We start from the raw sequence: 14,319 nt of genomic DNA, 5'->3' as shown, positions 1-14,319 counted from the left end.
GATCGGCTCATGACCTCAGCGTCGAGGGGGCAGCTGGCATAAGTCCAAGAGTGGGTGCTTCTGCGATCTACAATCCACGGTTATGGAACTGGCTCAGCTGCGCTATTTCGTGGCCGTGGTGGAAGAGGGCGGCTTCACCCGGGCCGGGGCGCGGCTGCACGTGTCGCAGCCCGGGGTGAGCGCACAGGTCGCGCAGCTGGAGCGCGAGCTCGGGCAGCGGCTGCTCGATCGGTCCGGGCGGCGGGTGACCCCGACGGAGGCGGGCCGGGCGGTGCTCTCGTACGCGCGGGCCGCGCTGGCGGCGGTGGAGGGCGTGCGGCGGACGGCCGAGGAGTTCTCCGGCCTGCTGCGCGGGCGGGTGGCCCTCGGGCTGATCCCGGGGGCGGCCTCGGCGGCGGTGGACGGGTTCGACGTGGTGGAGGTGCTCGGGGCCTTCCACGACGAGCACCCCGGGGTGGAGATCGCGCTGTCCGAGGACACCTCGGAGCGGATGCTGGCGGCGCTGCTGCGCGGGGAGCTGGACCTGGCGGTGGTCGGTATCGCGGGAGAGCCGCCGCCGGGCGTCTCCTGCCAGGTGGTGCTCGACGAACCCCTGGTCGCGTCGGTGCGGGCGGACGACCCGCTGGTGGCGGCCGCGGTGGACGGCGAGATCCCGCTGGCCGCCCTGCGCGGGCGGGCCCTGATCAGCCTGCCGCGCGGGACCGGGCTGCGCGGGGTGCTGGAGCGGGCGTGCGCGCAGGCCGGTTTCGCCCCGCGGGTGGACTTCGAGGCGGCGGCGCCCGCCGTGCTGGTCCGGCTGGCCGCGCGGGGCCTGGGGGTGGCGGTGGTGCCGTCCGGTGCCGAGTCGGGAGCGGGCCCACGGGCCGACGTCGACGCGGGCCCGGCCTCCGGCACCGCGACGGGTGCCGGCACGGGAACAGCCACCGGCCTCGGCAGCAGCAGCACCGGCACCGGCACCGGACTGTGCGCGCTGCGGATCACCGAGCCCCGGCTGACCGGGCGGGTCGCACTGGCCTGGCGCACGGACGGACCGCCCGGGCCGGCCGCGCACACCCTGCTGGGAAGGCTCCGCGCGCAGGCCCCCGGAAGACCCGCGCCGTGACAGGACGGCGGACGGGTGGCAGGATCGCGGCCATGCCTCTCGTACCGCCCCGGATCAGCAGGCGCCACGCCCTGCGGGTCCTGGTGGCCGTACTCGCCGTGCTCGGAGTCCTGACCTGGTGGCTGAAACCCTTCGGGCACCCGGAGCTGCAGGGCGAGCTGACCTTCAGCACGGGCGCGCGGGCCGGGGTCTACCACCGCTACGGGGAGCTGCTGGAGCAGGCGCTCAAGCGGGACATGCCCGGCGTCGACGTACGGCTGGAGACCAGCGAGGGCTCGCAGGAGAACCTGAAGCGGCTGGCCACCGGCGAGGCGGACTTCACGGTGGCGACGGCGGACGCGGTCGCCAAGTTCCAGCTCGACCAGAGGACCGGCGCGGACCGACTGCGCGGGGTCGCGCGGCTCTACGACGACTACGTGCAGCTGGTGGTCCCGGCCGACTCCCCGGTGCAGTCGGCCCGTGACCTGCGCGGCAAGCGGGTGGCGATCGGCCAGCCGGGGTCCGGGGTGCGGCTGGTCTCGGAGCGGCTGCTGAGGGCCGCCAAGATCGACCCGGTGCTGGACATGACGTCGGTGTCCATCGGCATCGACAGCATGCCGAGCGAGCTGGAGGCCGGCCGGATCGACGCGTTCTTCTGGTCCGGCGGGCTGCCGACGAACGCCGTGCGGGAGCTGTCGGAGCGCTTCGACATCCGGCTCGTGCAACTCGGTGACCTGGTGGAACAGCTCCAGGAGAGCGGCTCCCCGGCGCGTTACTACCGGACGGCCGTGATGCCGCAGGACACCTACGCGCGGGCGCGCAACACGAGCGCCGTGTCGACCCTGGCCGTACCGAACCTGCTGGTGACCATGGCGGGGACCGACCCCCAGCTCACCGAGCAGCTGACGCGGACGGTCATCCTCAGTCGCGACCGCGTCGGGCGTGAGGTGCATGCGGCGCAGCTCGTGGACCTACGGACGGCGATCTACACCGACCCCGTGGACCTGCACGAGGGCGCCCGCCGGTACTACCGGTCCGTCAAGCCCTGACCCCGCGAGCCCGGGGGGTCCCGACGACCTTCGGGTTTCCGGGGTTCCCGACCGGCTTCACGACGCGGACGGCTGTGAAGACGGGGAAGGCAGCAGCATGCTCGCCGCCGCGGCCGCGCCGATCAGTCCCGCATGAGTGCCCAGCATCGCCGGCACCACCTGGATGTCCTTGACGAACGAGAGCGTGGCGTAGGCCGCGAGGTGGCTACGGATCGGGGCGAACAGGGTGTCGCCGGCGGCGGCCACTCCGCCTCCGATGACCGCGATGTCCGTCTCCACCAGGGTCGCGGTGGCCGCGATGGCGGCGGCCAGGGCCCGGCCCGCCCGATCGAAGGCGGCCAGGGCGATCGGGTCGCCCTCGGCGGCAGCGGCGGCCACCCCGGCCGCCGTGGCATCCCGCCCACCGTTCGCGCCACCCGCGCCGTTCCCGTTCCCGCCCCCGCCGCCGGCCGCGCTGCCCGACGGGGTCCAGCCCTGCTCGCGGGCCCAGCGGGCGATCGCCGTACCCGAGGCGATCGACTCGACGCACCCGTGGCCGCCGCAGACGCACGGTTCGCCGTCGAAGGCCACGCTGATGTGGCCGATGTGGCCCGCGTTGCCCGTGGGGCCGGGGTGGAGCTGGTTGTTCAGGATCAGGCCGCCTCCCACGCCGGTGGAGACCACCATGCACAGCGCGTTCGCGTGGCCCCGGGCCGCGCCCAACCAGTGCTCGGCAGCGGTCATCGCCACTCCGTCACCGGCCAGCACCGTCGGCAGGTCGGCCCCGTGGGCCGCGAGTTCCGCCGCGATCCGTTCCTGGACCGGAAAGTCCCGCCAGGCTCCGATGTTGACCGGGCTGACCGTGCCCCGGGAGGTGTCCACCGGCCCGGCGCTGCCGATCCCGCAACGCTGCGCCGAGGCCCACAGCGGCGACGTGGAGAGATCGGCGACGACCTCGGCGACCGCCGCCATGACACCGTCGGCGTCCACCCCGCGCGGGGTCGGGCGGCGGGTGGTGGCCGTCATCGTGCCGTCGGGGTGAACCAGCGCACCGGCGATCTTCGTGCCGCCGATGTCGATCGCCACGGTCGGCCCGGAGGCCGCCGCGGCTGCCGGCGGTGCGGAGAACGGGGCGCTGGGAATGATCACGGTGGCGGCTCCAGGAAGGTTTCAGGGTTAAGTATGCGCCGGGGGCGGCGCCGTGCTCTCGCGCGGCTCCAGCCTGGGCCGCTCGCTGATCCGCACCCCCGGCGGGTCGCCCGCGAGGACGGCCAGGAGTTCGCCGGCGGCCAGCCGGCCGAAGCCGGCGGTGTCCCGTACGAGAGCGGTGAGTCGGGGATGGGTGACCCGGCAGAGCGCGGAGTCGTCCCAGGCCACGATCGACAGCCTGCCCGGGACGGGGATGCCCAGCTCGGCGGCGACCGCGCTCCCGGCGACGGCCATCACGTCATTGTCGTAGACGAGGGCCGTGGGCGGCTCCGGCTCGGCGAGGACCCGCCGGGTGGCCGCCGCGCCCTCGGTGTCGGAGTAGTCGGTGAGCACCGAGCGCACCTGGTCAGGGCCGAGCCCGCGACGCGCGGCCTCGGTGCGCAGGGACTCCATCCGGCGGACGGTGTGGGCGAGGTCGGGGAGCCCGGCGACGTGCACGATCCGGCGGTGGCCGAGCCCGTGGAGGTACTCCAGGACCTGGGCCATGGCGCCGGCGTCGTCGGCCCGGACCGAGGACAGGACCGCAGGTCGGGCTGTGGGCGCGGCCGTGGCGCCGGCAGCGGCCGGATCGATTCCGCCCCCGCCCTCGTCCTCCTGGGGCAGGGCCTCGCCGATGGTGACCGCGGGCAGCCCCAGTGCCTCCAGGAGCGCCGGTCTCGGGTCGCTCGTCCGCGGGTCGACGACGAGGACGCCGTCGACCCGGCGCTCGGCCCACCAGCGGCGGTAGACCGCGCACTCGGCGTCGATGTCCTCGACGACCTGGAAGAGCAGGGCGGTCCGGGCGGCGGCCAGGACCTCCTGGATGCCGGAGACGAGTTGGAGGAAGAAGGACTCGACGCCGAGCGTGTGGGCGGGCCGGGCGAGGACCAGGCCGACGGCTCCGGAGCGTTCGCCGGACAGGGCCCGGGCCGCGCTGTTGGGCTGCCAGCCGAGCTCCTCGGCGACGCGGCGGATCCGGGCCCTGGTGTCCTGCGAAACGCCCGGCCGACCGTTGAGCGCGAAGGAGACGGCGCTCTCCGAGACGCCGGCCTGCCGGGCTATGTCCTTGATCGTGGGTCTGCGGGCCATGGACTGCCTCATTCGTCCTTCGGGTGCGCTCACGCGTGGCGGAATACGGATGGCGGAATACGGATGTCGACGGCCGGACCGTACGCGATCCTGCCCCGACAGGACGCTTTTATGACGATCCACGATCCGCCACGCCTACGGAGCTTCGCGCACCGCCGACCCGACCGACCGCCGGCGGTGTCCGCGGGCGGGACGCGCGGGCGCCGGATCGGTGGTCGACGTGACCGAAATGCCGCTGTCCATTTCCGCCCGCCCCCACGTCATCAGGCGCAACTAAAGCGCATTAGTTTCCTCAGGGTCTTCGGCACGCAACCCTTGTGTCAACTGAGCTGAAGCGCATAAGTACACGCCCGTGGGGCGACCGGTCGCCCTGTTGACTTTCCTCATCCGCACCGGCAGGTTGTGGCGCATCCGGTGAATTCGTCGAGTACGCGCGTACTCCAGAACTCCAGGACGCCCCGTGCCCGATGACGTGCTCCGCTTCGGCGCCAACTACACGCCGTCCCGCGGTTGGTTCCACCACTGGCTGGACTTCGATCTCGACGAGGTGCGGGCCGACCTCGACTCGATCGCGGCCCTCGGGCTCGACCACATCCGCGTCTTCCCCCTGTGGCCGCTCTTCCAGCCGAACCGGACGCTGATCCGGCCGCGCGCGGTCGAGCAGCTCGTCGCCCTCGCCGACGCGGCCGCCGAGCGCGGGCTCGACGTCAACGTGGACGGTCTGCAGGGGCACTTGTCGAGCTTCGACTTCCTGCCCGCCTGGACCCGGACCTGGCATCGGCGCAGCATCTTCACCGACCCAGAGGTGGTCGCCGGGCAGCAGGAGTACCTGCGCACGCTGGCCGCGGCCCTCGCCGACCGGCCGAATTTCCTGGGCATGACGGTCGGCAACGAGATCAACCAGTTCTCCGGCGCCCCGCACCCCGACCCGGACCGGATCACCCCGGACCAGGCCGGCCGCTGGCTGGAGCGGATGCTCGCCGCCTGCGAGGAGGGCGCCCCGGGGCGGCTGCACCTGCACGCCGAGTACGACGCCGCCTGGTACCAGGACGGGCACCCCTTCACCGCGGCCCAGGCGGCCCGGCTGGGCCGGGTCACGGCCGTGCACTCCTGGGTGTTCAACGGCACCGCGCAGCGCCACGGCCGGAGCGGGACGGCGACCGAGCAGCATGCCGCGTACCTGATCGAGCTGTCCAAGGCCTGGGCCCTGGACCCGCACCGCCCGGTGTGGCTCCAGGAGGTCGGCGCCCCGGCGCCGCTGATCCCGCCCGAGCACGCGGCGCGCTTCACCGAGGCCACCGTCGCGAACGCCTTGGACTGCCCGGACCTGTGGGGCGTGACCTGGTGGTGCTCGCACGACGTGTCCCGGGAGCTCGCGGACTTCCCGGAGTTGGAGTACGGCCTCGGCCTGCTCACCAACGACCGCCGGATCAAACCGGCCGGCGCCGCCATCGCCCGGATCACCGCGCGGTGGCGGGGACGCGCGCACCGCCCGGCCCCACGGTCCACCGCGCTCGTCGTGGACATCGGCGGGGACGGGGGCGAGGTCGTCGGTGGGGCCGCGCGGGCTCCGGGGCGTTCGGTGTGCGCCCCGGGCGGGGCCTTCTTCGAGGCGTGGGCCTCGCTGACGGCCCAGGGGGTGCGCCCCGCGGTGGTCCTCGCGGAGCGCGCCTCGGATCCCGCCCATCTGGCCACGCGCGGCATCACCGAGGTGCTGCGCGTCCACGACGTGACGTGACCTGACCTGACCGGGGCCGATCCGCCCCGCCCCACCTCGCCCCGCCCCCACCTCGCCCCGATCCCCTCGTGAGGAGCCCCGCATGCCCGAGACCGACAACGGCGTCGATCCGCGGACGCCGCCCGCCGCGATACGTCCGACCCGGCGCAGAGTGCTGGCCACCGGGGCCGGGGCCGCCGCGGTGCTGGGACTGGCGGGCCGCGCCCGGGCCGCCGCCGCGCCCCCGCGCTTACCGGAGGGAACGCCCGCCCTCGGAGCACCAGGCCAGGCCGCGGTCGAGGCCCCGATCCAGGCCTCCGCCCCGGCCGACCTGGCCCCGTACGCCTCGTACTGGTTCCCGGACTCCCTCCCCTCGGGGACCCCCGGCCCCGGGATCGTGTGGCGCTCGCTCAGCCGGTGGACCCCCGAGAGCGACCCCGATCTGGCCCACAACGCCTCGACCGTGCCCCTGGCGCGGCGGTTCACCCCGGTCCCGGCGAACCGGACCGCCCGCGCCGGCCAGGCCCGTATCGCCTCCCTGGTCTCCTTCGGGCCCACCGCCGGGAACCCGTCCCAGGGCTCCCCGACCGCCGACCACTACGCGCTCACACACTGGGCGTACATCGACGAGCTGGTCTTCTGGGGCGGGTCCGCCGGCGAGGGCATCGTGCTCGCGCCCAACGCGCCCGTGGTCGACGCCGCGCACCGCAACGGGGTCCGGGTGCTGGGCAACGTGTTCCTGCCGCCCGTCGCCTACGGCGGCGACCTCCGGTGGACCCATGACCTGGTGCGGCGGGATTCCCTCGGCCGCTTCCCGATCGCCGACAAGCTCGTCGAGGTGGCGCGGACGTACGGCTTCGACGGCTGGTTCGTGAACGCCGAGACCGACGGCGGGGACAGCGCGCTGGCCACCCGGATGCGGGAGTTCCTGCGCGCCCTGCGGGCCGGCGGCGAGCCCCACGGCCTGCGCATCACCTGGTACGACGCCATGAACAGCACCGGTCGGGTGGGCTGGCAGGGCGCCCTCAACGCGCTCAACCAGGAGTTCTTCGAGGACCGGGCCGGGAAGGTCGCGGACACGATGTTCGTGGACTTCCGCTGGACCCCGCAGACCCTGGCCGCCTCGGGCGCGCTCGCCGACCGTCTCGGCCGCTCCCGCCACGAGCTGTGGGCCGCCGTGGACACCGAGTCCCGCGGCTGGGACTCGGTCGTGGACTGGGACGCGATCGTCCCGCGCGAGCGCGATCACGTCGTCGGCTACGGCTTCTACCGGCCCGAGTGGACCCGCAACCACCTCACGGACCGCTCCCCCGGGGCCTTCCACCGCGCCGACGACCGGTTCTGGACGGGCGAGTCCCTGGACCCGTCGCGGCCCGCACCCGCACCGGATTCCGGTTGGCGGGCTCCCGCCACGGTCGTCGCCGACCGGTCCACCGTCACCGGTCTCCCTTTCGCCTGCTCCTTCAACACCGGGCACGGACTGCGCTGGTTCGACGGCGGCAGGGTCGTCTCGGACGTCCCCTGGAACCACCTCGGGCTCCAGGACCGGCTCCCGGGCCGCCGCTGGGCGGTGGACACCGCGGGGGCGCGGCCCTCGGTCACCCTGGACTTCGCGGACGCCTGGCGCGGCGGCTCCAGCCTGCTGGTGGCGGGTGTCCCGACCGCGCCGGTGACCATCGGGTTGCATGCGACGCGGCTGGCGTTGACCCGCGGGGCGGTCCTGGAACTGGTGCACGCCACCGGGTCGTCGGAGCCGGTCACGGTGGAGGTCGGCGTGGCCGTCCGCGAGCCGTCCGGCCCCGGCGAGCCGGTCCCGTACACGTGGGTGCCGGCCCGGACCCGGGACAGCGGGCAGGGCTGGCGCACGACGCGGGCCGGGCTCGCGGCACTGGCGGGCAGGACCGCGTACGGCCTTGCGGTACGGATCACCGCGCCCGGGAGGAAGCCGGTGGTGTGGCGGATCGGCGCCCTGTCGGTGCACGACGGGACCCGCACCCGGCGCCCGGCCCCGCCCACGGCTCCGGTCGTGGACGCCTCGGCCCGACAGGATGGTCGGGCCTGGCTGCGCCTGTCCTGGCGGGCGGCGGCCGGTCCCGACGGGCGGCCGCGCCACCACGAGGTGTGGCGGATCCTCCCGGACGGCACCCGGCGCTTCCTCGGGGGCACCTGCGGCACCGCCCTGTACCTGCCCGCCGTCCCGCGCGCCGGGCGGGAGCGGGCGGCGGCCTTCGAGGTCCGGGCCGTCGACGAGCTGTACGCGGTGTCGGAGGCGGCCCGCACCACCCTCGTCTGGTAGCCGGCGCCTCCGGCCCGGGCCCGAGGCCGGGGCCGGGGCCGGTACTCACGCTCGGGCTCAGGCGCCCTGGGGGTCGGTGCGCGGGACGGCCACCGTCACCCGCAGCCCGTGCGGCGGGTTCTTCTCGTAGGAGAGGGACCCGCCGCCGGCGGCGAGCAGGGCCCGGGAGATCGACAGGCCGAGCCCGGAGCCCTTGATGTTCTGGTGGCGGCCGCTGCGCCAGAACCGGTCGCCGACGCGCAGCAACTCGTCCTCGGTGAGGCCGGGGCCACGGTCGGCGACGACCACGCGGACGGAACGCCCCGCCGTGGAGACGGACACGTCGACCTCCTCGCCCGTGGGGGTGAATTTGAGGGCGTTGTCGATGACGGCGTCGAGGGCGCTGGACAGGGCGATGGGGTCGGCCCAGCCGGTGATGGCGGTCCGGCCCGTCTCGGTGATCCGTACGCCCTTCTCCTCGGCGTACGGGCGCCACGCGGCGACCCGCTCGGCCGTCAGGGCGCCGATGTCGGTGAGGCTGATCTCGGCGGAGGCGTGCTCGGCCAGCGCCAGGTCCAGCAGGTCGTCCAGGACCTGGGTCAGGCGCTTGCCCTCGGTGCGCACGGATGCGATCTCCTCGTTGCCCTCGGGCAGTTCGAGGGCGAGCAGTTCGATCCGCAGGAGCAGCGCCGCGAGCGGGTTGCGCAGTTGGTGGGAGGCGTCGGCGACGAACGCCCGCTGCTGTTCCAGGACCTCTTCGACGTTGTCGGCCATCTCGTTGAACGAGTGGGCCAGGCGTTGGAGTTCCGGGGGGCCGCCGGCGGCCGCGACGCGCGAGTTCATCCGTCCGGTGGCGATGCCGTGGGCGGCCGCGTCCAGGGTCTGCACGGGCTTGAGCACCCAGCTGGTGAGCCTGAGGGCGGCGCCGAAGGCGACCAGCATGGCTGCGGCGAGGCCGCCCGCGATCAGCAGCCAGCCCCTCAGGATCCGGCCGCGCATCTGGTCGGTCGGTGATTCGGTGGCGACGACCGCGACCACGTCGCCGTCGAGGACGACCGGGGAGACGACGAGCAGTTTGCCGTCGGTCTGCCAGGGCCACACCTGCGGCGGATCATGGCTGCGCCGGCCGGCCAGCGCGTCCAACAGGGCCTTGCGGCCCTCCCGGGATTGCGGGAGGGTCCACCAGCTCGGGGACCGGACGAGGGCGTTGTCGTCGCGGAAGAAGATGCCGGCGCGGATTCCGTAGAGGGTCTGGTAGCGGGCGAGTTCCTTGCCCAGGGTGTCGCGGCGCTCGGCGGCGCCGGTGGATCCGGAGCCCTCGGCGTCGATGACGAACTGGGCGAGGGCGGCGAAGCGGGCGCTGTCGTCGATCCGGTCGACCACCACCCGCTGCTGCTGCCCGGCGGCCAGGCTCACGGCGAGCGGGAAACCGAGGGCGAGCAGTGTGCCCGCCATCAGGATGATGAGCAGGGGGAGCAGACGGGCACGCACGGCGGAGGGCCCCTAGGGAGCGGCCGGGGTGACGAGCCGGTAGCCCACCCCACGGACGGTCTCGATGAGGGCGGGCATGCGCAGCTTGGAGCGCAGCGAGGCGACGTGGACCTCCAGGGTGCGCCCGGTCCCCTCCCAGCTGGTGCGCCACACCTCGCTGATGATCTGCTCGCGTCGGAAGACGACTCCGGGCCGCTGCGCGAGCAGGGCCAGCAGGTCGAACTCCTTGCGGGTGAGGGGTACGTCGGCGCCGTCCACGCTGACCCGGCGGTTGGGCAGCTCGATGCTGACGGAGCCGAGGTGGACCGTGGTGGGCGTGCCGGAGCCGGGGGCGGCGGCCTCGTCGGCGGCTCCGGTGCGCCGGGCGACGGCGTGGATACGGGCGAGGAGCTCGCCGGTGTCGTAGGGCTTGACCACGTAGTCGTCGGCGCCCATGTTCAGGCCGTGGATGCGGGAGCGCACGTCGGCCCGCGCCGTCACCATGATCACGGGCGTGGCGGTGCGCTTGCGGATCTTGCCGCACACCTCGTAGCCGTCCTGGTCGGGCAGGCCGAGGTCGAGCAGGATCACGCCGTAGGGCTGGGGGCCGGTCGGCGTGCCGGCGGGCAGGAGCGCCTGCAGGGCCTCTTCACCGTTGCGGGCGTGGGTGACCTGGAAGCCGTGGCGGGCGAGGATCGCGGACAGGGCTGCCGCGACGTGGTCGTCGTCCTCGACGAGCAGCAGTCTCATACCGTCCCCCTCTCCTCTTCTCCCACTCGGATTTCACCACGCATGGTCACACGTGGGGCCGCACGGAGGGCCACCATGCATCCACGCCGATGCTGACTCCCACGTCAAGGGGGTCCCGCCCCGGCGCGCCTTCCGTTATGCACCCGGTACGCGGACATGATCGACCACGCGGGCACCGCGCACGGAGCGTATCCGGAAGAGGCCGGATCGTTATCCTCAATTCTCCCTCAGATGTGATGACGTTGTGCGCGTCACGTCACTACTGTCCTCCCAACCGAGGAGGACGGAGCAAGAAGCCGATGAGCGGAGTATCAGTGACCAAGGACGTGCAGGACGCGGCCGGTGCCGCAGACGACCTGGTCGTACTGAGCAACGTCAACAAGCACTTCGGCGCGCTGCACGTGCTTCAGGACATCGATCTGAGCATTGCCCGCGGTGAGGTAGTCGTGGTGATCGGTCCCTCGGGATCGGGCAAGTCCACGCTGTGCCGGACCATCAACCGCCTGGAGACCATCGACTCGGGCACGATCACGCTCGACGGCAAGGAACTGCCCTCCGAGGGCAAGGAACTGGCCCGGCTGCGCGCCGACGTCGGCATGGTCTTCCAGTCGTTCAACCTCTTCGCGCACAAGACGGTGCTGCAGAACGTCATGCTGGGCCAGCTCAAGGTCCGCAAGACCGACCAGGCCGCGGCCCACGCGAAGGCGCTGTCCCTGCTGGAGCGGGTGGGCGTCGGCTCGCAGGCCGACAAGTACCCGGCGCAGCTGTCCGGCGGTCAGCAGCAGCGTGTGGCCATCGCCCGGGCGCTGGCCATGGAGCCGAAGGTGATGCTCTTCGACGAGCCGACCTCGGCCCTGGACCCGGAGATGATCAACGAGGTGCTGGAGGTCATGCAGCAGCTCGCCCGCGAGGGGATGACCATGGTGGTCGTCACGCACGAGATGGGCTTCGCCCGCTCGGCGGCCAACCGGGTCGTCTTCATGGCCGACGGCAAGATCGTCGAAGAGGCCACCCCCGAGCAGTTCTTCAGCAACCCGCGCAGTGACCGCGCCAAGGACTTCCTGTCGAAGATCCTGCACCACTGAGGTTCACGTCTGGTAGTCATCCGTATGCGGATCACCGCCGGATCGTTCCTGTCGGCCGCGCGTGCGCCGCAAGCGTCGCTCGTCGTTCAACAACGTCTCATCCGAGGGAAGTTCACCATGAAGATCTCCAAGGCCGCTGCGGCCGCGGCCGTCGCCGTCGCCCTTGCCCTGACCGCGACCGCGTGTGGCGGCGGCGACAAGGACGCCGCCAGTGACGGCGGTGCGTCCGGTGGCGCCAAGAAGGACAAGATCGTCATCGGCATCAAGTACGACCAGCCCGGTCTGGGTCTCAAGACCCCGGACGGCAAGTTCACCGGCTTGGACGTCGACGTCGCGACCTACGTCGCCAAGGAGCTCGGCTACCAGCCGGACCAGATCGAGTTCAAGCAGGCCGTCAGCGCCGAGCGCGAGAACCTGATCTCGAACGGTGACGTCAAGCTGGTCGTAGCTACTTACACGATCAACGACAAGCGCAAGGCGAAGGTCGACTTCGCAGGCCCGTACTTCCTGGCCCACCAGGACCTGCTGGTCCGCGCCGACGACACGTCGATCACCAAGGCCGAGGACCTCAACAAGAAGAAGCTCTGCTCGGTCACCGGCTCCACCTCCGCGCAGAACGTCAAGACCAAGCTGGCCCCTGAGGCCGACCTGCAGGAGTACCCCGGGTACTCCGAGTGCCTGACCGGTCTCGAGAGCAAGGCCGTCGACGCACTGACCACCGATGGCTCGATCCTGGCCGGCTACGCCGCTCAGGAGAAGAACAAGGGCAAGTTCAAGCTGGCCGGACTGAAGCTGAGCGACGAGCCGTACGGCATCGGCCTGAAGAAGGGCGACAAGGAGCTGCAGACCAAGGTCAACGCAGCGCTCAAGAAGATGGTCGAGGACGGCTCATGGCAGAAGGCCGTGGACGCGAACCTCGGCCCCGCCGGCTACAAGGCCGAGCCTGCCCCGCAGATCACCGAAGGCAGCTGATTCATCGGTGAGGAGCGTCGCCGCCCGCCTGCCGCGGGCGGCGGCGCACCTCACCGGCCATCCTGGGGAGAGCGCAGGGCATCGTGTTCGATTTTCTTGATTCCGGGCAGTACGACGTGCTCGGAGCCTTCTGGGTGACGGTTCAGCTCACCCTCTACTCGGCGGTCGGGTCCCTGATCTGGGGCGTCCTGCTGGCTGGGATGCGGGTCAGTCCGGTCCCGCTGATGCGGGCATTCGGAACCGCGTACGTCAACACCGTGCGCAACACACCGCTGACATTGCTGGTCCTCGGCTGCTCACTGGGCCTGTACCAGACCCTCGGCATCAACTTGGGTGGAGACACCTCCAAGGAGGCCGGCTTCCGGCTCGCGGTCCTCGGACTGATCGCCTACACCGGCACCTTCGTCTGCGAGGCCCTGCGCTCCGGCATCAACACCGTGCCCGTCGGCCAGGCTGAAGCGGCCCGCGCACTGGGGCTGAGCTTCTTCCAGGTACTCCGCCTGATCGTGCTCCCTCAGGCCTTTCGGGCGGTCATCGGACCGCTCGCCAACGTACTGATCGCCCTCACCAAGAACACCACCGTGGCGGCGACCATCGGTGTGGCCGAAGCGGCCCTGCTGATGAAGGAAATGCTGGAGAACGAGGCGGACGCGCTCTTCGCGGTCTTCGGGGTCTTCGCCCTCGGCTTCGTCTTGCTGACCCTGCCCACCGGCCTGCTTCTGGGCTGGGTGGCCAAGCGAGTGGCGGTGAAGCGATGAGCTCCATTCTGTACGACACACCCGGCCCCAAGGCCAAGGTCCGCAACTGGATCTACACCGGCGTCTTCCTGGTGCTCGTCGCGCTGGCTCTGTGGTGGGTCCTCGCCCGCATGGCGGAGAAGAACCAGCTCGACGCCGACAAGTGGACCCCGTTCATCACCGACAGCCAGATCTGGACGACGTTCCTGCTTCCCGGCCTCGGTGAGACCCTCAAGGCAGGCCTGATCGCCATGGTGATCGCGCTGCCGCTGGGCGCGATCCTCGGCATCGCGCGGCTCTCCGACCACGCATGGGTCCGTGTCCCGGTCGGCGCGCTGGTGGAGTTCTTCCGTGCCATCCCGGTCCTCATCCTGATGATCTTCAGTTCGGCCCTCTACGTACTGCTCGGCACCGTCAGCTCCGATCTGCGGCCGCTGTATGCGGTTGTCACAGGACTCGTCCTGTACAACGCCTCCGTCATCGCCGAGATCGTTCGTGCCGGCATCCTGTCGCTGCCTCGTGGCCAGGCCGACGCGGCCAAGGCGATCGGCATGCGCAAGGGTCAGACAATGATGTACGTCCTGGTCCCCCAAGCCGTCACTGCGATGCTGCCCGCGCTGGTCAGCCAGCTCGTGGTGATCCTCAAGGACACCGCACTCGGCGGCGCCTTCCTCGGGTTCGCCGACCTCATGTCGATGAACCGGCAGATCGCCGCCAACTACAGCAACACGATCGCGACCATGGTCGTGATCGCCCTGATCTACATCGCCGTGAACTTCACCCTCACCACCCTGGCCTCCTGGCTGGAGAGGCGACTGCGGCAGTCGAAGAGGGGCACCGGCGCCGTGGTCGAGGGCGATGTGGCCGAGGTCGACGCGGGCGGTGCGGCCGGCGTGGGCAAGGCCCCCTGACACGAGTAGCCGACCA

The 14,319-nt window shown here is 72.1% G+C and carries 12 protein-coding genes; 8 read left to right on the top strand and 4 right to left on the bottom strand.

Going from position 1 to position 14,319, the window contains the following annotated elements:
- Positions 1–82: 82 nt before the first annotated feature.
- Positions 83–1,102 (top strand): LysR family transcriptional regulator, encoded by a 1,020-nt coding sequence (locus OG624_RS29550; protein WP_371639979.1) that lies wholly within the window; start codon positions 83–85, stop codon positions 1,100–1,102.
- 32 nt (positions 1,103–1,134) lie between these two features.
- Positions 1,135–2,130 carry a TAXI family TRAP transporter solute-binding subunit gene (locus OG624_RS29545; protein ID WP_371639978.1) on the top strand — a complete coding sequence of 332 codons (996 nt, stop codon included), beginning with the start codon at positions 1,135–1,137 and terminating at the stop codon, positions 2,128–2,130.
- A 57-nt stretch (positions 2,131–2,187) separates the two neighbouring features.
- On the opposite strand, the gene OG624_RS29540 is transcribed toward OG624_RS29545, so the two are convergent.
- Both OG624_RS29540 and OG624_RS29535 read right to left on the bottom strand, forming a co-directional pair.
- Positions 2,188–3,252, bottom strand: coding sequence for an ROK family protein (locus OG624_RS29540; protein WP_371640884.1), 1,065 nt, complete (start codon positions 3,250–3,252; stop codon positions 2,188–2,190).
- A 33-nt stretch (positions 3,253–3,285) separates the two neighbouring features.
- A complete protein-coding gene (locus OG624_RS29535) occupies positions 3,286–4,386 on the bottom strand; it encodes a LacI family DNA-binding transcriptional regulator (RefSeq protein WP_106971325.1) in 1,101 nt (366 codons plus the stop codon).
- 460 nt (positions 4,387–4,846) lie between these two features.
- Here OG624_RS29535 and OG624_RS29530 point away from each other — a divergent pair, with 460 nt between their 5' ends.
- Positions 4,847–6,124 carry a glycoside hydrolase 5 family protein gene (locus OG624_RS29530; RefSeq protein ID WP_371588543.1) on the top strand — a complete coding sequence of 426 codons (1,278 nt, stop codon included), beginning with the start codon at positions 4,847–4,849 and terminating at the stop codon, positions 6,122–6,124.
- Between the two features lie 82 nt (positions 6,125–6,206).
- Positions 6,207–8,399: an endo-beta-N-acetylglucosaminidase gene (locus OG624_RS29525; RefSeq protein WP_371639977.1), complete on the top strand. Its 2,193-nt coding sequence runs from the start codon at positions 6,207–6,209 to the stop codon at positions 8,397–8,399.
- Between the two features lie 57 nt (positions 8,400–8,456).
- Here OG624_RS29525 and OG624_RS29520 read toward each other — a convergent pair whose 3' ends face one another.
- Together OG624_RS29520 and OG624_RS29515 are read right to left on the bottom strand one after the other, a co-directional pair.
- Positions 8,457–9,869 carry an ATP-binding protein gene (locus OG624_RS29520; RefSeq protein WP_161295581.1) on the bottom strand — a complete coding sequence of 471 codons (1,413 nt, stop codon included), beginning with the start codon at positions 9,867–9,869 and terminating at the stop codon, positions 8,457–8,459.
- 12 nt (positions 9,870–9,881) lie between these two features.
- Entirely contained in the window at positions 9,882–10,598 is a 717-nt protein-coding gene (locus OG624_RS29515; protein ID WP_033217394.1) for a response regulator transcription factor, read from the bottom strand.
- Positions 10,599–10,897: 299 nt separating this feature from the next.
- Here OG624_RS29515 and OG624_RS29510 point away from each other — a divergent pair, with 299 nt between their 5' ends.
- The 4 genes from OG624_RS29510 to OG624_RS29495 all read left to right on the top strand — a co-directional run bounded on the left by OG624_RS29510 (position 10,898) and on the right by OG624_RS29495 (position 14,303).
- On the top strand, positions 10,898–11,683 hold the full coding sequence (locus OG624_RS29510; RefSeq protein WP_033217393.1) for an amino acid ABC transporter ATP-binding protein: 786 nt from the start codon (positions 10,898–10,900) through the stop codon (positions 11,681–11,683).
- Between the two features lie 117 nt (positions 11,684–11,800).
- Positions 11,801–12,655 (top strand): glutamate ABC transporter substrate-binding protein, encoded by an 855-nt coding sequence (locus OG624_RS29505; protein ID WP_033217832.1) that lies wholly within the window; start codon positions 11,801–11,803, stop codon positions 12,653–12,655.
- 83 nt (positions 12,656–12,738) lie between these two features.
- Positions 12,739–13,413, top strand: a complete 675-nt coding sequence (locus tag OG624_RS29500) for an amino acid ABC transporter permease (RefSeq protein WP_033217391.1) — start codon at positions 12,739–12,741, stop codon at positions 13,411–13,413.
- A complete protein-coding gene (locus OG624_RS29495) occupies positions 13,410–14,303 on the top strand; it encodes an amino acid ABC transporter permease (protein WP_033217390.1) in 894 nt (297 codons plus the stop codon). Before OG624_RS29500 ends, OG624_RS29495 begins: the two co-directional genes overlap by 4 nt.
- Positions 14,304–14,319: the final 16 nt, after the last annotated feature.

The sequence above is a fragment of the Streptomyces virginiae genome, assembly GCF_041432505.1.
Lineage (GTDB): Bacteria > Actinomycetota > Actinomycetes > Streptomycetales > Streptomycetaceae > Streptomyces > Streptomyces virginiae_A.
The sequence above is the reverse complement of the archived record's forward strand: the minus strand, read 5'-3'. Positions and strand labels throughout refer to the sequence as shown.

What these genes read in the sequence shown, in the direction of transcription:
- OG624_RS29550 (WP_371639979.1), top strand. Translation starts at nt 83, where the DNA reads ATGGAACTGGCTCAGCTGCGCTATTTCGTGGCCGTGGTGGAAGAGGGC.
- OG624_RS29545 (WP_371639978.1), top strand. Translation starts at nt 1,135, where the DNA reads ATGCCTCTCGTACCGCCCCGGATCAGCAGGCGCCACGCCCTGCGGGTC.
- OG624_RS29535 (WP_106971325.1), bottom strand. Translation starts at nt 4,386, where the DNA reads ATGGCCCGCAGACCCACGATCAAGGACATAGCCCGGCAGGCCGGCGTC.
- OG624_RS29525 (WP_371639977.1), top strand. Translation starts at nt 6,207, where the DNA reads ATGCCCGAGACCGACAACGGCGTCGATCCGCGGACGCCGCCCGCCGCG.
- OG624_RS29515 (WP_033217394.1), bottom strand. Translation starts at nt 10,598, where the DNA reads ATGAGACTGCTGCTCGTCGAGGACGACGACCACGTCGCGGCAGCCCTG.
- OG624_RS29510 (WP_033217393.1), top strand. Translation starts at nt 10,898, where the DNA reads ATGAGCGGAGTATCAGTGACCAAGGACGTGCAGGACGCGGCCGGTGCC.
- OG624_RS29505 (WP_033217832.1), top strand. Translation starts at nt 11,801, where the DNA reads ATGAAGATCTCCAAGGCCGCTGCGGCCGCGGCCGTCGCCGTCGCCCTT.
- OG624_RS29495 (WP_033217390.1), top strand. Translation starts at nt 13,410, where the DNA reads ATGAGCTCCATTCTGTACGACACACCCGGCCCCAAGGCCAAGGTCCGC.